This is a genomic window from Microbacterium sp. 8M, assembly GCF_902506375.1.
GTDB lineage: Bacteria > Actinomycetota > Actinomycetes > Actinomycetales > Microbacteriaceae > Microbacterium.
The window spans coordinates 2,109,384-2,127,369 of record NZ_LR733284.1; the positions used below are offsets into that span (position 1 = coordinate 2,109,384).

A 17,986-nucleotide genomic window follows, 5' to 3' on the forward strand; every position below is an offset into this window, starting at 1 on the left:
GCGCTACGGAAGGAGCGCGAGCTTCCCGCCGGGATGCTGTTCGGCGAGGAACAGGGTCGCCTCGACCGCGTCGGCGAGCGGGTAGGTGCGCGCGAGGGGCACCTCCAGCAGTCCCTCGTCGGCGAGGCGGGCGAGCTCGCCCCGGATGCCGTCGCGGAACTCCGCGCTGGCGGGCTGCGAGCCGGCGATGCTGAGGAAGCCGTGCTCGGCGGCGCGACCCGGCGCGGCGATCGTGACGATGCGCGCGAGGTCGTCGACGAGCGCCAGCGATACGTCCACGGCCTCATCGGTGCCGACGGCGTCGAGCGCCGCGTTCACCGGCAGATCGAGCGCGCGCACGCGGTCGAGGAGGCCCGGCCCGTAGGCGATCGGGATCCCGCCGAAGCGCCGCACGCGCTCGGCCCCGGCCTCGCTCGCGGTGCCGATGACCCGGACGCCGCGCAGGGCCGCCAGCTGCAGCACCATGACCCCGACCGCGCCGGACGCCCCGTGCAGCAGGATCGTGTCGCCGCTCTGCGCCTGCACGCGCTCCAGCATCTCCGCGGCCGTGGTGCCGGCCAGCAGCAGGTTCGCCGCCTCCGCGTGCGAGAGCGGCGCTGGCTTGCGGAACGCCTTCTCCGCGGGCATCGTGAGGGCGCTCGCGTATCCGCCCTGCACGCGGAACGCGATCACCTCGTCGCCGACCCTGGCTTCGCCGGATCCGATCCGCGTCTCCGGCCCGATCGCGACGATCTCACCCGAGACCTCGTAGCCGATCGGCACGGGCAGGGCCGCGCCGGGGCGGGGCGCCGCCACGTGCTTGCGGTCCGCGGGGTTCATTCCCGCGGCGCGGACGCGGACCGTGATCTCCCCCGGTCCCGGATCCGGCACCGTCGTGCCGACCAGTCGCCACTGCTCCGGCCCGCCCCAGGCCGGGGCGATCCAGTGCTGCGCGGCGAGGGGCATGTCAGAACCCCAGCCGGCCGAGCTGCTTCGGGTCGCGCTGCCATTCCTTCGCCACCTTCACGTGCAGGCCGAGGAACACGCGGGTGCCGAGCAGCTCCTCGATCCCCGCTCGGGCGGTGGCGCCGACCTCGCGGAGCCGCGCGCCCTTGCGCCCGATGATGATCGCCTTCTGGCTGTCGCGCTCCACGATGATCGACGCATGCACGTCGGTCAGATCCGAGTCCTCGCGCGGCGCGATGTCATCGACGACGACGGCGATCGAGTGCGGCAGCTCGTCGCGCACGCCCTCGAGCGCCGCCTCGCGGATCATCTCGGCGATGCGGTCCTCCGTGGACTCATCCGTGACGACGTCCTCCTCGTAGAGCGACGGGCCCTCGGGCATGAGCGCGAGCACCTCGTCCGCGAGCACGTCGAGCTGCACGCGGGTGAGCGCGGAGAGCGGGATGACCGCGGCCCAGTCCTCGCGCAGGGAATCGACCTCCATGAGACGCTCGGTGATCTCGTCGCGGTCGGCGACGTCGACCTTCGTCACGATCGCGACCTTCTTCGCCCGCGGGTACCCGTCGAGGGAGGCGGCGATACGACGATCACCGGGGCCGACCTTCTCGGTCGCCGGCACGCAGAACCCGATCACGTCCACGTCGCCGAGCACCTGCTCGACGAGGTCGTTGAGCCGCTCGCCGAGCAGCGTGCGAGGACGGTGGATCCCCGGGGTGTCCACGATCACGAGCTGTCCGTCAGGCCGATTGACGATACCGCGGATCGCGCGCCGCGTGGTCTGCGGCTTCTCGCTCGTGATCGCGATCTTCTCGCCCACCAGTGCGTTGGTGAGGGTGGACTTGCCGACGTTCGGGCGCCCGACGAACGTCACGAAACCGCTGCGGTGCACGACCTCGCTCTTCGCTTCGCGCTCATCGCTCATCGTGGTCCTCCTTGCTGGACCGCTCTGGCCCGTCCTGATCCTCCGCGACCGGCTCCTCGGCCCGCTCCACGAAGACGTATTCGATGCCGCGCCCGCGGCCCCGCGAGGCGCCGCCGGTGAGGAGGAGCCCGCGCACCACGGCGGTCGCGCCGGGCGTCGGGATGCGGCCGAGCTCCTTGCCGAGGAGTCCGCCGATCGAGTCGACGTCGTCGTCGGTGAGCTCCACGCCGAACAGCTCGCCGACGTCCTCGAGGCTCATCCGCCCGCTCACGCGGTAGTGTCCCGGCTCGAGCTCGACGACCTCGGATCCGGGCCGGTCGTACTCATCGGAGATCTCGCCGACGAGCTCCTCGATGAGATCCTCGAGCGTGACCAGCCCCGCGATCCCGCCATGTTCGTCGATCACGATGCACACGTGCACGGAGTCCCGCTTCATCTGCTGCAGCAGGGTCTCGGCGCGCATGGATTCGGGGACGAACACCGCCGGCCGGGCGAGCCGGCGCACCGACGCGGTCCGCCAGCTGCGGTCGTCCCGGTAGGCGAACTGCACGAGGTCCTTGAGGTAGAGCACGCCCACGACGTCGTCGGCCTCGTCGTCCACGACCGGCACCCGGGAGATCCCGCGGGTCAGGAACAGATCCATCGCCTCGGAGGTCGTCGCGGTCGCGTCGACGGTGACCATGTCGGTGCGCGGCACCATGACGGCCCGCACGAACTGGTCGGTGAAATCGAACACCGAGTGGATCAGCTCGCGATCGTCGGCCTCGATGAGGTCGTGCGACGCCGCCTCATCCACCATGCTCAGCAGCTGGGTCTCCGTGGCGAACGAGCTGCGCACCGCCCCGGGCGTGACCCGCCTGCCGAAGACGGCCAGGCCCTGCGCGATCGGACCGAGGAGCACCCGCACCGCGCGGATCGTCGGCGCGCACACGCGCAGCAGCGCCATCGCGTGCAGCCGGCCGAACGAGCGCGGGCTGGCCCCCACGAGCACGAACGTGGTGCCCGTCATGATGACCACGGCCACGAGCATCGCCCACCAGATCTGGCCCCCGAACAGCAGCACGAGGGCGACGGTGACGAGCACGGCGGCCGCCGTCTCCACGAAGACGCGCATGAACGCCACCGCGTTCGCGTGCGGCTCAGGGTCCGAGGCCATCCGCGCGAGAGCGGCCGCGTTGCGGCCCTCGGATCCCATCTCCTCGAGATCCGCCCGCGAGGTGACCGCCAGCGCCGCGTCGATCGCCGCCATGAGGCCGCCGAAGGCGACGAGGAGGATGGCGGCGGCGAGCAGCAGGAACGGGGTCATCGACCGTGCGAGTGCTCGTCCGCCGCGAAGCCGGCGATGAGCTCGCGCTGCAGGCCGAACATCTCCTTCTCGTCCTCCGGCTCGGCATGATCGAACCCGAGCAGGTGGAGCAGACCGTGGGTGGTGAGCAGGATCAGCTCGTCCATGAGGGTGTGCTTCGCCGCGGCCGCCTGCGTCTCCGCGACCTGCGGGCACAGGACGATGTCGCCGAGCAGCCCGGGAGGCGTGGGACGGTCCATGGTGCCGGGACGGAGCTCGTCCATCGGGAAGCTCAGCACGTCGGTCGGCCCCGGCTCGTCCATCCACTGCACGTGCAGCGCCTCCATGGCGCCCTCGTCGACGAGGACGATCGCCACGTCCGCGTCGGGACTGACGTTCAGCTCCGCGAGATTGCGCTCGGTGAGGCGCAGCAGCACCGTCTCGTCGATCGCGATGGCCGACTCGTTGTTGATCTCGATCACTTCAGGCCTCGTTTCGGCATGCGGTCTCGGGGGCCGGGGCGGAGCCCGGCGCGGCGCTCGGCGCGGTTGGCGAACTCCGCGGCCTGCTCGCGCTCGGCGCGCGCGGCCGTGCGCTGCTCGTCGTACTCGGTGTAGGCGTCCACGATGCGGCCGACCAGGGAGTGACGGACCACGTCGTCGCTCGTGAGCCGGGAGAAATGGATGTCGTCGATGTCCTTCAGCACCCTGGTGACCAGGCGCAGACCGGAGGCGCCGGTGGGCAGGTCCACCTGGGTGATGTCGCCGGTGACCACCATCTTCGTGCCGAAGCCGAGGCGGGTGAGGAACATCTTCATCTGCTCCGGCGTGGTGTTCTGGGCCTCGTCCAGCACGACGAAGGAGTCGTTGAGCGTGCGCCCGCGCATGTACGCCAGCGGAGCGACCTCGATCGTGCCGGTCGCCATGAGCTTCGGCACGATCTCCGGATCCATCATCTCGTTGAGAGCGTCGTAGAGCGGGCGCAGATACGGGTCGATCTTGTCGGTCAGCGTGCCGGGCAGGAACCCGAGCCGCTCGCCCGCCTCGACGGCGGGACGGGTCAGGATGATCCGCTCGACCTCCTTGCGCTGCAGCGCCTGCACGGCCTTCGCCATCGCGAGATAGGTCTTCCCGGTGCCGGCCGGGCCGATCCCGAACACGATGGTGTTCTGGTCGATCGCGTCGACGTACTCCTTCTGGCCCAGCGTCTTCGGGCGGATGACCCGGCCGCGGGTCGACAGGATCGCCTCGCCGAGCACCTCGCTCGGGCGCACGCCCTCGCGCTCCAGCATGCGCGCGGACTGCGCCACGTCGCTGGGGTGCAGCGGATGCCCGGTGCGCGTCAGCGTGATGAGCTCGTCGACGAGCTTCTGCGCGGCACGGACCGCGGCGGGGGCGCCCGTCAGCGTGACCTCGTTGCCGCGCACCAGCACGTCGACCTCGGGGTGCTCCTTCTCGAGCATGCGCAGCAGGCGGTCCTGCGGGCCGAGCAGCTGCACCATGGCGATGCCGTCCACCTCGATCCGAGCCGTCGTGGACTCGGTCGTTTCATCAGAAGCCAACGAGCTTGTTCTCCTCGAGATTGCCGAGCACATGGGCGTGCACGTGGAAGACGGACTGCGCGACGCTGGCGCCGTTGTTGAAGATGAGGCGGTACTCCCCGTTGGCGTGGTCGACGGCGATCTGCTTCGCCGCGGCGACCATCTTCGCCATCAGCCCGGGGTCGCCCGCAGCGAGCTCGGTGACGTCGCGGTACCGCTCCGACTTGGGGATCACGAGCACGTGCAGCGGCGCCTGCGGGTTGATGTCGCGGATCGCGAAGACGTCTTCGGTCTCCAGCAGGATCTCGCCGGGGATCTCCCCGTTCAGGATTCGCGTGAAGATCGAGGGTTCGCTCATGCGATCAGTCTATCCGCGCGGTGCGGGGCGGCGGCGGACCTACCAGCGCCCTCGTGCCACGTTGAGCACGGCGATCGCGGCGGGCCCGGCGGTCGAGGTGCGCAGCACGGTGTCCCCGAGCAGCACGCGCTCGGCACCGGCCGCCACAAGACGCTCGATCTCCTCGGGCGCGATGCCGCCCTCCGGCCCCACCACGAGCACGATGTCCCGCTCATCCGGCGCGATCGCGGAGAGCCGCTCCGGGGCGGTCGGATCCAGGATCAGGATCCGCTGGGACCCAGCACGGCGCACCAGATCCGCGGTGCTCTCCACCGCGGCGACCTCGGGGATCCAGGACCGGTGCGCCTGCTTCGCGGCCTCCCGCACGATCGTCGCCCACCGCTCCCGCCCCTTGGCCGCCTTGGCACCCTCCCAGCGGGACACGCTGCGCGCCGCCTGCCACGGGACGATCTCGTCCACACCGAGCTCACAGGCCGCCTGCACCGCGAGCTCGTCGCGGTCGCCCTTCGCGAGCGCCTGCACGAGCAGGATCCGCGGATCCGGGCGCGGGTCCTCCCGGCGCTCCAGGACGCGCACCTCGACCAGCGCCGGCGCGGCCGAGACGACCTCGCCCTCGAGCCAGACACCGGCGCCGTCACCCAGTGTGATGGGCTCGCCGAGGCGCACCCGGCGCACGACGGCCGCGTGTTTGGCCTCCGGCCCGGTGAGGGAGACCACGGATCCGGCGGAGGCCGCGGTCGCGTCGGGCGTCACGAAGTGCAGCGCCATGAGCGTCAGCCGCGGAACCGGTCGCGCAGCTTGGAGAACAGGCCCTGATGGAACTCGGCCAGCTTCGGCGCGGGCGCCTTGGTGCGCTTGGCGAAGTCCTCGATGAGCTGACGCTGCTTGTGGTCGAGCTTCGTCGGGGTCAGGACCTGCACGCCGACCCGCAGGTCACCGCGCTGGGTGCCGCGCAGTGGCGTGATGCCGCGGCCCTTGATCGTCAGCACGTCACCCGACTGCAGGCCCTGCCGGATCTCCAGCTCCACGGGGCCGTCCAGCGACTCGATCGTGGTCGTGGTGCCGAGGATCGCGTCGCTCATCGCGACCTCGAGTGTGGCGAGCAGGTCATCGCCGTCGCGGCTGAAGCGCGGGTGCGGGGCGACGGTCACCTCGACGTACAGATCGCCGTTCGGGCCGCCGGCGCGGCCGACCTCGCCGGATCCGGGCAGCTGCAGGCGCAGACCCGTCTCCACGCCGGACGGGATGTCCAGCCCGACTGTGCGGCGCGAGCGCACCCGGCCCTGGCCGTTGCACGTCTGGCACGGGAACGGGATCGTGGTGCCGAAGCCCTCGCAGGAGCCGCAGGGAGCGGTGGTGATGACGTTGCCCAGCAGGCTCCGCACCTGCTGCTGCACGTGACCGGATCCGCCGCAGATGTCGCAGGTGACCGGTGAGGTGCCCTCGGCGCAGCAGGATCCGTGACAGGTCTCGCAGAGCACCGCCGTGTCGACCTCGATGTCGCGGTGCACGCCGAAGACGACGTCGGCGAGATCGAGGGTGACCCGCACCAGGGCATCCTGCCCGCGCTCCCGACGCGAACGTGGGCGTGCGGCCCGCGCGCCTCCCCCGCCGAAGAACGTCTCGAAGATGTCGCTGAAGCCGCCGAACCCGCCGAAGCCGCCGTTGCCGTTCTGGTCACCGCCCATGTCGTAGCGGCGACGCGAGTCGGCGTCGCTGAGCACGTCATAGGCGTGCGTCACGAGCTTGAACCGCTCCGCGGCCTCCTCGCTGGGGTTCACGTCCGGGTGCAGCTGACGTGCGAGCCGCCGGTACGCCTTCTTGATCTCGTCCTCGCTGGCGTCGCGCGAGACGCCGAGGACCTCGTAGTGATCCGTCACCATCGCCTTTCCGGGCCGCCCTGCGGCGGCGTGTCTGGATCCGGCCGCTCAGCGACCGGTCTCGTCTTCTTCGAGCAGGCGCGACAGGTAGCGGGCCACGGCCCGCGCCGCCGCGAGGTTGCTCGGATAGTCCATGCGGGTCGGGCCCATGACGCCCACGCGGGCGGTGCCGCCGTGGGTCACATAGTCGCTCGCCACGATCGAGGCCTCGCCCAGGCCGAACGCCGCGTTCTCGGTGCCGATGCTCGCCGCGAGCCCGTGCTCGTCGACGCGCATCTCGCTCATCAGCCGCAGCAGCGTCACCTGCTCCTCGATCGCCTCGAGGAGGGGATGGATGCTGCCGCGGAAGTCGTGCTCGCGGCGCGCCAGGGTCGCCGCGCCCGCCATCACGAGGCGCTCCTGACGGAACTCGGCGAGCTCCTCCGCCACCGCCCGCAGCAGCGCGGTCTGCGCCGCGCCGAGCCGGGGGCCGAGTGCGCCCTCGTCCGCCGCGGCGACCCGCTCGGCGCCACGGCGCACGGAGTGGCCCGTGATGAGCGCGGTGATCGTGGCGCGCAGCGCCGCGATCTCGCCCTCGTCGAGCTCGACCGGCAGGGGCACGATCCGCTGCGACACCCCGCCCGCGTCGGTCACCAGCACCACGAGCAGCCGGTTGGGCGCGAGAGCGACGAGCTCGACGTGGGTCACGTGGGCCTGCGCGAAAGACGGGTACTGCGCGAGCGCGACCTGGCCGGTGAGCCGGGTGAGCACCCGCACCGTGCGCACCATCAGGTCGTCGAGGTCGGCCGGATCCGCGAGGAAGGTGGTGATGGCGCTGCGCTGGGCGGCGGTGAGGGGCCGCACCTGCGCCAGGTGGTCGACGAAGACGCGGTAGCCCTTGTCGGTGGGGACGCGGCCGGACGAGGTGTGCGGGGCCGCGATGAGCTCCTCGTCCTCGAGCTGGGCCATGTCGTTGCGGATGGTGGCGGCGGACACGCCGAAGGCATGCCGCTCCACGATCGACTTGCTCCCGACCGGCTCGTTCGTCTCGACGAAGTCCTCGACGATGGCGCGGAGCACCTGGAGCCCGCGTTCCGAGACCATCGCTCCTCCTCCTGGCTGGCACTCGTACCTCTTGAGTGCCAATCCTATCCTGTCGCGCCGAGAGCGGGCCGAGCAACGACACTCCCTAGGATGTGCCCATGGATCACGAGCCCGTCCGCACCAGGATCTCCTCCGGAGAGCTCATCGGCAGCCGCGACGCCGGCATCGATCGCTACCTGGGCGTTCCCTATGCTGCGGCGCCCTTCGGCAGCCGGCGCTTCCGCGCTCCGGAGCCGCCCGAGGGGTGGCCGGCACCGCTGACAGCGACCGCGTTCGGCGCGACCGCCCCGCAGCTGCCGTACACGGGGGCGACGGCGGACATCCTGGACAGCGTCCGCATCGACGGCGAGAGCATCCTCACGGCCAACGTGTGGGCACCCGCGGGCGCCGTCGCCGCACCGGTCGTGCTGTGGATCCACGGGGGCGCGCTCGAACGCGGAACCGCGGCGCTCTCGCTCTACGACGGCTCGACCTTCGCCCGGGACGGCATCGTCTTCGTCAGCATCAACTACCGGCTGGGATCCGAGGGCTTCTCCGTGCTCGACGACGCACCACGCAATCTGGGGCTGCAGGACGCGGCCGCCGCACTGCGATGGGTGCGGGCGGAGATCTCGGCCTTCGGAGGGGATCCTCACCGCATCACCCTCATGGGCGAATCCGCGGGCGGGGCGCTCGTCGCCGCGCTGCTCGCCCGGGACGACACCCGTGCACTGGTCCGCGGCGGGATCGTGCAATCCGGCCCGCTGCAGGCCCGGTCGCCGAAGCGCGGGGGCAGGGTGACCCATCAGCTCGCGAAGCGGCTCGGTGTGAAGCCGACGCGCGCGGCATTCGCCGCCCTCGACCCCGACACGCTGCTCGAGGCCCGACGAGCGCAGTCCGCGGGCTCCTCGCCGCTCGGCGGTGCTCCCGGCTTCGAGCTCGTCATCGATGAACACACGTTGCCGCGGTCACCGCATGAGGCCCTCGTCGACGCGGCGGTGCCGCTGCTGATCGGCACCAACACCGACGAGTACCGGCTGTGGTTCCCGCCGGCAGCACTGGACGCGATCCGCCCGTGGAAGCTGCTGCTCGCGCGCCTTGCGCTGCGCATCAGGGCTGCCGCCGTGCGGGCCGTACGCGCGGATCATCCCGGAGCGAGCACGGGCGAGGTGTTCGGCCAACTCGCGACGGACCTGCTGCTGCGCGCGCCGGCGACCCGGATCGCGCGATCGCGCACCGCGCCCACGTTCGTGTACGAGTTCGCCTGGCCGAGCCCGGTGCGCGACCTCCGCGCGGCGCACGCTCTGGAGATCCCGTTCGTGTTCGACGGGCTCGCCGACCCTGAGACCTCGAAGATCGCCGGGGCGACGCCGCCACAGCACCTTGCCACAGCCATGCACGGGGCGTGGGTGCGGTTCATCCGCGACGGCGACCCCGGGTGGCCCGCGTTCGACGAGCGACGTACGACGGCGCTGTTCGCCGGTGCCGACGAGGACCCGGTCGTCGGTCCGCAGCGCCGCACGGCCGCGGTGGATCTGCTGCCGGGCGAGCGGCGCTGACGGACGCCGCAGCGCGTCCGCGGCGTCAGTCCGTCAGGGCGCGGACCACGGCGTCGGCGAGCAGGCGCCCGCGCAGGGTGAGCACGAGCGAGCCGCGCAGCGCGGCCGCCGCGTCGACGAGCCCGTCGGCGATGAGCCCGGCGACCCGCGTGCGCGCATCCGGCCCGAGGTCGGCGAGCGGGAGCCCCTCGGCCATCCGCGAGCGCAGCAGGATCCGCTCCAGCTCGGCGGCGTCGGCATCGGGGCGCTCCGTGCCGGCAGCCGGCGACTCCCCCACGGCGAGCCGCTGCGCATACGCCGCCGGGTGCTTCACGTTCCACCACCGCAGCCCGGCGACATGGCTGTGCGCGCCCGGGCCGAACCCCCACCAGTCCGTCCCCCGCCAGTACGCCATGTTGTGCCGGGACCGCTGGTCCGCCGCGCCGCCTTCCGGCCGGCGCGCCCAGTTGCTCACCTCGTACCAGTCGTACCCCGCATCCGACAGCACGGAGTCCGCGAGCTCGTACATGTCCGCCTGCAGGTCGTCGTCCGGCGCGGGCACCTCGCCCCGGCGGATCTGCCGCGCGAGCTTGGTGCCGTCCTCGATGATCAGCGCGTACGCCGAGAGGTGATCAGGATCCAGTCCGACCGCAGTCTCCAGCGACGTGCGCCAGTCGTCGAGCGACTCCCCCGGCGCGCCGTAGATGAGGTCGACGCTCACCGCGAGGCCTGCCGCGCGGGCGGCGTCCACCGCTGTGCGCACGTTCTCCGGCCGGTGGGTGCGGTCCAGAGCAGCCAGCACGTGCGGCACCGCCGACTGCATGCCGATCGACATGCGGGTGACGCCGGCGTCGGCGAGCTCCCGGGCGACCGCCGGGGTGACGGTGTCGGGGTTGGCCTCCACGGTGACCTCGGCGCCGTCGACGATGCCGAACGCGTCGATCGCGGCGCCGAGCATGCGCCCCAGGTCGCCGGCCGGCAGCAGCGTCGGGGTGCCCCCGCCGAAGAACACGGTGCTCAGCGGGCGCAGCGGACCGCGCTCCGCCAGCACCTCGCGGGCGAGCGCGATCTCCTGGATGAGCGTGTCGGCGTACGCATCCTGGCGTGCGCCGCGCAGCTCGGAGGCCGTGTAGGTGTTGAAGTCGCAGTAGCCGCAGCGCACGCGGCAGAACGGCACATGAAGGTAGGCGGAGAACGCCGCATCAGGGTCGAGCCGCAGGTCGGCAGGCAGCCGTCCGTCCGCCGGCGCCGGATCCCCGAGCGGGAGCGGTCCGGCCATCAGGGCCGCACCATCACACCGGTGTCGCGTACAGCGGCGAGATCGCGCGCAGGTAGCGCGCGAAAAGCTCGCGGCGGCGCCGCTTCACGAGGAACGGGAAGCTCCGGTAGAGGAAGCTATTCGGGCGGTCGAAGGCGCGCACCGTGAACCACACCTCGTCGGCGTCGTTCCACTCGATGTCGAAGGACTCCTCGCCGCTGACCACGGATCCGGCGACCGTGCCGAGCACGAACCCGATGCGGTGGGTCTGCTCGGTCACCGAGATCACGCGCAGCTCGGCGTCCGCGCGCATGCCGCCGACCCGGCCGTGCACCTTCAGCGTCATCCCAGGGCCCGCCCAGGGCGTGCCGTCCTCCGCGTAACGCGGCTCGATCTCGGTGTGACTCGGCGCGATGGGCTTTCCCTCGGCGTCGAAGCTCACGCCCGCGTAGCCGGGGCTCGAGGCGGGGCGCACATCCGTGAGCTGCAGACCGGCCGCCCGCTGCGCGGTCCAGGAAAGCAGCGCGTCGCCGGCGGTGCGGAACCGCTCCTCGCCGCTGCCGAGCCGCCAGGACTCCTCCGCGGGGATGCTCTGCTCCGGCGGATACTGCATCAGGTCGGGCGCGTGGGTCGCCCCCACGGCGGCATAGTCCACCGTTCCTTCTCGGAATGTCCCGCGACGCATGACAACCACCCTACTTGCCGACACCGGCGCCTCACCCAGGTTCTCCCAAGGGTGGCGTGCTCCGCGTGCCGTCGGCTACTTCTTGTCCTTGCCTTCGACGTCGCCCGAGAGCGCGGCGATGAACGCCTCCTGGGGGACCTCGACGCGGCCGACCATCTTCATCCGCTTCTTGCCCTCCTTCTGCTTCTCGAGGAGTTTGCGCTTGCGGGTGATGTCACCGCCGTAGCACTTGGCGAGAACGTCCTTGCGGATCGCGCGGATGGTCTCGCGGGCGATGATCCTGGCGCCGATCGCCGCCTGGATCGGCACCTCGAACTGCTGGCGAGGGATGAGCTTGCGCAGGCGCTCGGCCATCATCGTGCCGTAGGCGTAGGCCTTGTCACGGTGCACGATCGAGCTGAACGCGTCGACCTTCTCCCCCTGCAGCAGGATGTCGACCTTGACGAGGTCGGCCTCCTGGGATCCGTTCGGCTCGTAGTCCAGCGAGGCGTAGCCCTGGGTCTTCGACTTGAGCTGGTCGAAGAAGTCGAAAACGATCTCGCCGAGCGGCATGTTGTAGCGCAGCTCGACGCGCTCCTCGGAGAAGTACTCCATGCCCAGCAGCGAGCCGCGGCGGGACTGGCACAGCTCCATGACCGTGCCCACGTAGTCCTTCGGCAGCAGGATCGCAGCCTTCACCATGGGCTCGGAAACGGATCCGATCCGCCCGTCCGGGTACTCGCTGGGGTTCGTGACCGTCACGGTCTCGCCGGTGTCGCTGGTGACGACCTCGTAGATCACGCTGGGTGCGGTCGTGATGAGGTCGAGCCCGAACTCGCGCGACAGGCGCTCGGTGATGATCTCGAGGTGCAGCAGGCCGAGGAAGCCGCAGCGGAAGCCGAAGCCGAGCGCGACCGACGTCTCCGGCTCGTACTGCAGCGACGCGTCGGAGAGCTTGAGCTTGTCGAGCGCCTCACGGAGTTCGGCGTAGTCGCTGCCGTCGATCGGGTAGATGCCGCTGAAGACCATCGGCTTGGGATCGGTGTATCCGGCGAGCGCCTCGGCCGCGGGCTTGCGGGCGTTCGTGATGGTGTCGCCGACCTTCGACTGGCGCACGTCCTTCACGCCGGTGATGAGGTAGCCGACCTCGCCGACGCCCAGGCCCTTGGTGGGAACCGGCTCAGGGCTGGAGACGCCGATCTCGAGCAGCTCGTGGTTGGCGCCGGTGGACATCATCTGGATCCGCTCGCGCGGCGACAGCTTGCCGTCCACCATGCGGACGTAGGTCACCACGCCGCGGTACGCGTCGTACACGGAGTCGAAGATCATGGCGCGAGCCGGCGCCTCGGCGTCGCCGACCGGTGCCGGGATCTCCTGCACGAGGCGGTCGAGGAGCGCCTCCACGCCGACCCCCGTCTTGCCGGACACCCGCAGCACGTCGTCGGGGCTGCCGCCGATGAGATCGGCCAGCTCCTTGGCGTACTTCTCGGGCTCTGCCGCGGGGAGGTCGATCTTGTTCAGGACGGGGATGATCGTGAGGTCGTTCTCGAGCGCCAGGTACAGGTTCGCCAGCGTCTGAGCCTCGATGCCCTGCGCCGCGTCCACGAGCAGGATCGCGCCCTCGCACGCCGCCAGCGAGCGCGACACCTCGTAGGTGAAGTCGACGTGCCCCGGGGTGTCGATCATGTTGAGGGCGAACGTCTGCCCGCCGACCTCCCACGGCATGCGCACGGCCTGGCTCTTGATCGTGATCCCGCGCTCGCGCTCGATGTCCATGCGGTCGAGGTACTGCGCGCGCATGTCGCGGTCTGCCACCACGCCGGTGATCTGGAGCATCCGGTCGGCCAGCGTCGACTTGCCGTGGTCGATGTGGGCGATGATGCAGAAGTTGCGGATCTGCTGCGGCGGCGTGACGGCCGGCTGCAGCGGAGTGAGGGCGCGAGGTGACATGTGGTCCTGAGGGTGGGTCCGTGGCGAAGGTCCTGCGCAACGGTGTGCGCGTGCGGATCGAGCAGCCGCGCTCGTGTCCGGGGATCTGATCGATTCTACGGGAGCACGCGGCGTGCCTGATCCCCCGATCGGGGGACACGGGGATCCCCCGGGGCATCGCCCGATAGGCCGATGGTGACCGTCCCTGCGCCGAAGGAAGCTCGAGGAAAGGACACACCAGGCCGCGCACCGGCGGCCGACAGAAAGGAGGAGGTCGATGACCACCAAGACCTTCATCTCGAAGCTGAGCGGGGCGCTCGCACTCGGCGTCGCGCTGGCCGGAGCGGGCACGGGTGCCGCGATGGCGGCGACGCCGAGCCCTTCCCCGGCCGGATCCTCGGCAACCGTGACACCGGCCGGGAAAGGGGTCCCGCCGGCGATGACGAAGACGGCCGGATCGGCGAACGCGAAGGCACAGGACTTCTCGACGACGCCGCCCGGCGCCTACACCATGTCGCAGGTGACGAACGACACCCCGTACACGTGGACGCTGACGCAGTTCAGCACGGAGTACTACTGGACCGGCCCGTGGATCGTCGCGCCGCCGAAGACGCTCGCCCCAGGGCAGACCGCGCAGTGGGTGCCGAACTACAGTCCCTATGGGCAGAGCGGCACGGACTACCGGTTCGTCGACGCGAGCGGACAGACGCACGACATGTACGTCGTGGACAAGCCGAACGATTACAAGTCGTACTCGCTCGACCGCGCCTCGGACGGCGCGTGGACCGAGTCCGGGAGTTACCACATGCAGGGCGACCCGGACCACCTGCCGAACCACGCGGACGCCATCTGGAACTCGCCGACGTCGATCACGATCGACGCGAACAAGGACCCGGCCGACGCCACGGCGATCGTGAACTCCGAGCTGCCGCGCGTCGCTGCGTCGAGCGTGAGTTGGACGCCGGTGTCGACGACGCCGACCTTCCAGCAGATCGACCAGCAGCAGATCTCGAGCACGGTGGAGAACTACTCCAGCGCCCCCGCGACGCTGGGCGTGAGCCGCAGCACCTCGGTCGGTGAAAGCACCACCATCGGCGAGGCCCTCACCTACTCGGAGAGCTCGAATGTGTTCGGATTCGTCGGCAAGTTCGCCGCATCCGTCACGGGCGACCAGTCGTGGGGCGACACGGACAGCGTGCAGATCTCGCAGTCCGCGCCCATCAAGCCAGGCCAGTCCGGCTACGTGTACCGCGATCTGACGGTCGCGTCCCTGACCGGCACGCTGAAGTTCACGACCCCGGAGGGCACGACCTTCACGATCGAGAACGTCTCGATCTCACGCGGCGACATCGTCGACCCGCACGGCACCCGCCACACCGGCATGGACGTCAGCGCCACGGAGACGGCCGCACCGCCGCTCACCGCAGCCCACTGATGAAGCCACACCCCACGGACAAGGAGAAGAACATGACCACCCAGATCCCCCCGACCACCGCAGACTCCGCCGAGACGTCCCCGCGGCCCCGCCGCGAGCGCCTCCGCCGTCCCCTGGCTCTCGCCGTCGGCTCGGCCGCCGCGATCGCGCTGATCGCCGCCGGCGGGCTCACGGCGGCCAACGCCGCGACCACCGCCGGTGCCGGGTCGCTCGTCATCATCGATGCGAAGACCGACGCGAACGGCGCCGCCGACGCCATGAAGCTCTACGGCGGCGCCTCGAACTCCAGGTTCACCCCGACCGCCGCCCCCGTGTACGCGCAGACCGGCTGGAGCCCGGTCTACGACTACAAGGGCGAGCTCGCCCCGTCCGTGACCGGCAAGCCCGACCAACCCATGCAGGAGACCGTGACGGTCAGCCACGCGCACAACACCAGCTGGTCGCTGGGGACGTCCCTCACCACCACTGCGGGCTTCAGCGTGCTCGACGCGGTGAACTCCGAGCTCTCGGCCACCTTCACCGCGAAGCACACCTGGAGCGCCTCCGACGGCGACGGGCAGTCGATCACGGTCAACGCGGAGCCGGGCAAGACGGTGTGGCTCGAGGAGAACGTGAGCACGGCGACGATCACCGGCGACTTCACCTTCGACGTCGACGGCACCCACTACGAGGTCGACAACGTGAGCATCACGCAGCCGGCCTCCGAGGCGACGGGCACCAAGGCGGCGGCGGCCTACCGGGTGATGGAGCAGCCGTCGACGAGCCTCGGCCTTCCTGCGAACGCCGGCGGCATCATGCCGATCAGCAGCATCCCCAAGCTGCAGCAGTACATCGCCCAGGGACACTGATCGGCGCCGACCGCGGGCACTCCGCCCCACGCGCCGGTTCCGGATCCGTCTTCGGACGGCCGGAACCGCGTGCGTGGGGCGGAGTAGTCTTCTCGCGTGGCGGAGCTGCAGCACGGGCACCTGGTGCGGGTCGTCGTGATCGACGATCATCCGTTCTTCCGTGACGGCCTGACTCGGGGTTTGACTCAGAGCGGACGGATCCGGGTCGTCGGCGAGGCCGAGGACGGCTGGACGGGCCTGAGGCTGATCGCCGCCGAACGACCGGATGTGGCCGTCGTCGACTACCAGATGCCGGACCTCGACGGCCTCGAGGTGGTGCAGGCCGTGACTCGCGACAAGCTCTCCACGAAGGTGCTCCTCCTGTCGGCCGTCACCGACAGCGCGGTCGTCTTCCGCTCCCTCGAGCTCGGCGCCTCGGGTTACCTCAGCAAGGACAGCCGGCGGGGGCAGATCGTCGACGCCGTGCTCGAGGTGGCGCAGGGACACACCGTGGTCCCTGCCGAGCTGACGGCAGGGCTCGCCGACGAGATCCGGCTTCGCGCCGCCTCACGCGGCCCGGTGTTCAGCGAGCGCGAGCTGCAGGTGCTCCGCGGCTTCGCCCGCGGTCTCTCGGTGCCCCAGCTGGCCTCGGAGCTGTTCCTCGGCGCGAGCACCGTGAAGACGCACGCCCAGCGGCTCTACGAGAAGCTCGGCGTCTCCGATCGTGCCGCCGCCGTGGCAGAGGGCATGCGGCGCGGACTGGTCGAATGAGCGCCGGATGAGCAACGCGGCGCGCCTCCGCGGTCCTCTCGCCGGTGGGGGCGCGGAGGGTTCCTCGATTCCGTCCCGGCCGGCCCGCATCACGGCTGACCACGCGTTCCAGGGCGTCGTCGTCCAGATGGTCCTGCGGCTCGCGCTGGTCGTCTTCCTCGCGCTCACCTGCCTGCTCGTGCCGCCGCTCCGCGACGACCTCGCGTGCTTCTGGATCGTCGCGGCCTACACCGTCTGGCTGGCCGTGCTGGGCTGGCAGGTCCGTCCCAGGGGGCCCTGGCACGACCGGCGGGTGTGGCCTGCGACGTTCGTCGACCTCGTCGCGCTCTCGGCCCTCGCGCTCATCACAGGCATCGACTCCGGGTCGGCGACCTGGACCTCCGACGTCCTGCTGCGCGGGTTCTTCCTGGTCCCCGTGATCGCCGCCCTCGAACAGCGCTGGCGCATCTGCCTCGTCGTGTGCGCCCCCGCTGTCGCGACCTATCTCGCGATCGCGCTGATCACTCGCGAGGCCAACGAGGAGCCGATCGCGTCCGTGCTGCTGCGCGGTGCCGTGCTCGCCGGCCTCAGCGCCGGCTGCGTGCTGCTGGCACGCGTGCAGGCATCTCGCGTGGCCGCGATCTCGGAGCTCGCTGCCACGCGAGACGAGCTGCTCTCGCAGCTGATGTTCATCGAACGACGCGAACGCACCGACCTCGCCGAGAGCCTGCACGACGGCGCTCTGCAGTACGTGCTGGGCGCGCGTCTGGACCTCGACGAGCTGGAAGCGTCCACGCCCGCGGAAACCGAGGAGCAGACACGCCAGCCCCTGGCACGCATAGACCACGCGCTGAGCCGCACCGTCGCGCTCCTGCGGTCGACAGTGGCCGAACTGCACCCCCAGGTGCTGGAGAGCTCCGGGCTGCCCCGCGCGATCGCAGAGCTGGTCCGCGCCAGCGCGGCGCGCGGCCGGTTCCACGCCGATCTCGACCTCGACGGCTGGGACGGACAGGCGCGCACCAGCGCCGACGCGCTCCTGTTCGGCACGGTGCGCGAACTGCTCGCCAACGTGGTCAAGCACGCCAGCGCGACGCGGGTGCGGGTCGCGATCGGCCTCTCCGACGGCGTCGCCACGCTCACCGTCGCCGACGACGGCGTCGGGATCCCGCCGGGGCGGGTGGATGCCCAGCTCGCCGCCGGGCACATCGGCATCGCCTCCCAGCGGGTCCGCCTCGCCGCCGCCGGCGGCGGCCTGGAACTGCAGGACCGCGACGGCGGCGGCACGATCGCCCGCGCGTGGATGCCTGCCACCCGCTCGGGACCGGATCCTGGCGGCGCGCACACGCCACCCGGCGCGGCGACGTCGTGAGGGGGCGACGTCGTGAGGGAAGGAGCGCCCGCGGACGCAGCGCCACCCCTCCTGATCAGGCGCGCCTCACTCCCACCCCCGCGGTGACGGTGATAGTCTCGCGAAGTTGCCCCAGCTCGACACCGGGTCCCAGGGGTCACTGCACTCCGTCTCATGCGCGTTCACGAGCGGAGCACCACATGACGGTCTCGCCGGCGGTGCTCGATGCGGCACCGATCCAGCGC

At 71.1% G+C, this 17,986-nt stretch carries 17 protein-coding genes; 5 read left to right on the top strand and 12 right to left on the bottom strand.

Annotation, left to right across the window (positions count from 1 at the left end; translation table 11 throughout):
• Nucleotides 1-3: 3 nt before the first annotated feature.
• Genes AERO9AM_RS10055 through hrcA form a run of 9 tightly spaced genes read right to left on the bottom strand, consistent with a single transcriptional unit; the run spans nucleotide 4 to nucleotide 8,013 of the window.
• The gene (locus tag AERO9AM_RS10055; RefSeq protein WP_159576010.1) at nucleotides 4-945 is read right to left on the bottom strand and encodes an NADP-dependent oxidoreductase; all 942 of its coding nucleotides are present in this window, start codon (nucleotides 943-945) and stop codon (nucleotides 4-6) included.
• Between the two features lies 1 nt (nucleotide 946).
• On the bottom strand, nucleotides 947-1,867 hold the full coding sequence (era, locus tag AERO9AM_RS10060; RefSeq protein ID WP_159576011.1) for a GTPase Era: 921 nt from the start codon (nucleotides 1,865-1,867) through the stop codon (nucleotides 947-949).
• Nucleotides 1,857-3,173, bottom strand: coding sequence for a hemolysin family protein (locus AERO9AM_RS10065; RefSeq protein ID WP_159576012.1), 1,317 nt, complete (start codon nucleotides 3,171-3,173; stop codon nucleotides 1,857-1,859). The genes era and AERO9AM_RS10065 overlap by 11 nt, the downstream gene beginning before the upstream one ends.
• Nucleotides 3,170-3,634 (bottom strand): rRNA maturation RNase YbeY, encoded by a 465-nt coding sequence (gene ybeY / locus AERO9AM_RS10070; RefSeq protein ID WP_159576013.1) that lies wholly within the window; start codon nucleotides 3,632-3,634, stop codon nucleotides 3,170-3,172. Before ybeY ends, AERO9AM_RS10065 begins: the two co-directional genes overlap by 4 nt.
• On the bottom strand, nucleotides 3,631-4,653 hold the full coding sequence (locus tag AERO9AM_RS10075) for a PhoH family protein (protein WP_236602699.1): 1,023 nt from the start codon (nucleotides 4,651-4,653) through the stop codon (nucleotides 3,631-3,633). Before AERO9AM_RS10075 ends, ybeY begins: the two co-directional genes overlap by 4 nt.
• Nucleotides 4,654-4,702: 49 nt before the next feature.
• A complete protein-coding gene (locus AERO9AM_RS10080; protein ID WP_159576015.1) occupies nucleotides 4,703-5,050 on the bottom strand; it encodes an HIT domain-containing protein in 348 nt (115 codons plus the stop codon).
• A 39-nt stretch (nucleotides 5,051-5,089) separates the two neighbouring features.
• Entirely contained in the window at nucleotides 5,090-5,818 is a 729-nt protein-coding gene (locus AERO9AM_RS10085) for a 16S rRNA (uracil(1498)-N(3))-methyltransferase (protein WP_159576016.1), read from the bottom strand.
• Between the two features lie 5 nt (nucleotides 5,819-5,823).
• Nucleotides 5,824-6,930 carry a molecular chaperone DnaJ gene (gene dnaJ / locus AERO9AM_RS10090; protein WP_159577482.1) on the bottom strand — a complete coding sequence of 369 codons (1,107 nt, stop codon included), beginning with the start codon at nucleotides 6,928-6,930 and terminating at the stop codon, nucleotides 5,824-5,826.
• 48 nt (nucleotides 6,931-6,978) lie between these two features.
• Nucleotides 6,979-8,013 (bottom strand): heat-inducible transcriptional repressor HrcA, encoded by a 1,035-nt coding sequence (gene hrcA / locus AERO9AM_RS10095; RefSeq protein WP_159576017.1) that lies wholly within the window; start codon nucleotides 8,011-8,013, stop codon nucleotides 6,979-6,981.
• 98 nt (nucleotides 8,014-8,111) lie between these two features.
• On the opposite strand from hrcA, the gene AERO9AM_RS10100 reads away from it, so the two are divergent.
• Nucleotides 8,112-9,551, top strand: a complete 1,440-nt coding sequence (locus AERO9AM_RS10100) for a carboxylesterase/lipase family protein (RefSeq protein ID WP_159576018.1) — start codon at nucleotides 8,112-8,114, stop codon at nucleotides 9,549-9,551.
• Between the two features lie 25 nt (nucleotides 9,552-9,576).
• On the opposite strand, the gene hemW is transcribed toward AERO9AM_RS10100, so the two are convergent.
• The 3 genes from hemW to lepA all read right to left on the bottom strand — a co-directional run bounded on the left by hemW (nucleotide 9,577) and on the right by lepA (nucleotide 13,402).
• Nucleotides 9,577-10,809, bottom strand: coding sequence for a radical SAM family heme chaperone HemW (gene hemW, locus AERO9AM_RS10105; protein ID WP_159576019.1), 1,233 nt, complete (start codon nucleotides 10,807-10,809; stop codon nucleotides 9,577-9,579).
• Between the two features lie 13 nt (nucleotides 10,810-10,822).
• On the bottom strand, nucleotides 10,823-11,473 hold the full coding sequence (locus AERO9AM_RS10110; protein ID WP_159576020.1) for a DUF1990 family protein: 651 nt from the start codon (nucleotides 11,471-11,473) through the stop codon (nucleotides 10,823-10,825).
• A gap of 75 nt (nucleotides 11,474-11,548) precedes the next feature.
• Nucleotides 11,549-13,402 carry a translation elongation factor 4 gene (gene lepA, locus AERO9AM_RS10115; RefSeq protein WP_159576021.1) on the bottom strand — a complete coding sequence of 618 codons (1,854 nt, stop codon included), beginning with the start codon at nucleotides 13,400-13,402 and terminating at the stop codon, nucleotides 11,549-11,551.
• 256 nt (nucleotides 13,403-13,658) lie between these two features.
• Here lepA and AERO9AM_RS10120 point away from each other — a divergent pair, with 256 nt between their 5' ends.
• From AERO9AM_RS10120 to AERO9AM_RS10135, 4 genes are all read left to right on the top strand, one after another.
• Entirely contained in the window at nucleotides 13,659-14,816 is a 1,158-nt protein-coding gene (locus AERO9AM_RS10120) for a hypothetical protein (RefSeq protein WP_159576022.1), read from the top strand.
• A 32-nt stretch (nucleotides 14,817-14,848) separates the two neighbouring features.
• Nucleotides 14,849-15,664 (top strand): hypothetical protein, encoded by an 816-nt coding sequence (locus AERO9AM_RS10125; protein ID WP_159576023.1) that lies wholly within the window; start codon nucleotides 14,849-14,851, stop codon nucleotides 15,662-15,664.
• A gap of 96 nt (nucleotides 15,665-15,760) precedes the next feature.
• Nucleotides 15,761-16,414, top strand: a complete 654-nt coding sequence (locus AERO9AM_RS10130; RefSeq protein WP_236602568.1) for a response regulator transcription factor — start codon at nucleotides 15,761-15,763, stop codon at nucleotides 16,412-16,414.
• 7 nt (nucleotides 16,415-16,421) lie between these two features.
• Nucleotides 16,422-17,762 (top strand): sensor histidine kinase, encoded by a 1,341-nt coding sequence (locus AERO9AM_RS10135; protein ID WP_159576024.1) that lies wholly within the window; start codon nucleotides 16,422-16,424, stop codon nucleotides 17,760-17,762.
• The last annotated feature ends 224 nt before the right edge of the window (nucleotides 17,763-17,986 follow it).

What these genes read in the sequence shown, in the direction of transcription:
- AERO9AM_RS10080 (WP_159576015.1), bottom strand. Translation starts at nt 5,050, where the DNA reads ATGAGCGAACCCTCGATCTTCACGCGAATCCTGAACGGGGAGATCCCC.
- hrcA (WP_159576017.1), bottom strand. Translation starts at nt 8,013, where the DNA reads ATGGTCTCGGAACGCGGGCTCCAGGTGCTCCGCGCCATCGTCGAGGAC.
- lepA (WP_159576021.1), bottom strand. Translation starts at nt 13,402, where the DNA reads ATGTCACCTCGCGCCCTCACTCCGCTGCAGCCGGCCGTCACGCCGCCG.
- AERO9AM_RS10075 (WP_236602699.1), bottom strand. Translation starts at nt 4,653, where the DNA reads ATGGTGCAGCTGCTCGGCCCGCAGGACCGCCTGCTGCGCATGCTCGAG.
- AERO9AM_RS10110 (WP_159576020.1), bottom strand. Translation starts at nt 11,473, where the DNA reads ATGCGTCGCGGGACATTCCGAGAAGGAACGGTGGACTATGCCGCCGTG.
- AERO9AM_RS10120 (WP_159576022.1), top strand. Translation starts at nt 13,659, where the DNA reads ATGACCACCAAGACCTTCATCTCGAAGCTGAGCGGGGCGCTCGCACTC.
- era (WP_159576011.1), bottom strand. Translation starts at nt 1,867, where the DNA reads ATGAGCGATGAGCGCGAAGCGAAGAGCGAGGTCGTGCACCGCAGCGGT.
- AERO9AM_RS10055 (WP_159576010.1), bottom strand. Translation starts at nt 945, where the DNA reads ATGCCCCTCGCCGCGCAGCACTGGATCGCCCCGGCCTGGGGCGGGCCG.
- AERO9AM_RS10065 (WP_159576012.1), bottom strand. Translation starts at nt 3,173, where the DNA reads ATGACCCCGTTCCTGCTGCTCGCCGCCGCCATCCTCCTCGTCGCCTTC.
- AERO9AM_RS10100 (WP_159576018.1), top strand. Translation starts at nt 8,112, where the DNA reads ATGGATCACGAGCCCGTCCGCACCAGGATCTCCTCCGGAGAGCTCATC.
- AERO9AM_RS10125 (WP_159576023.1), top strand. Translation starts at nt 14,849, where the DNA reads ATGACCACCCAGATCCCCCCGACCACCGCAGACTCCGCCGAGACGTCC.
- AERO9AM_RS10085 (WP_159576016.1), bottom strand. Translation starts at nt 5,818, where the DNA reads ATGGCGCTGCACTTCGTGACGCCCGACGCGACCGCGGCCTCCGCCGGA.
- hemW (WP_159576019.1), bottom strand. Translation starts at nt 10,809, where the DNA reads ATGGCCGGACCGCTCCCGCTCGGGGATCCGGCGCCGGCGGACGGACGG.
- AERO9AM_RS10135 (WP_159576024.1), top strand. Translation starts at nt 16,422, where the DNA reads ATGAGCAACGCGGCGCGCCTCCGCGGTCCTCTCGCCGGTGGGGGCGCG.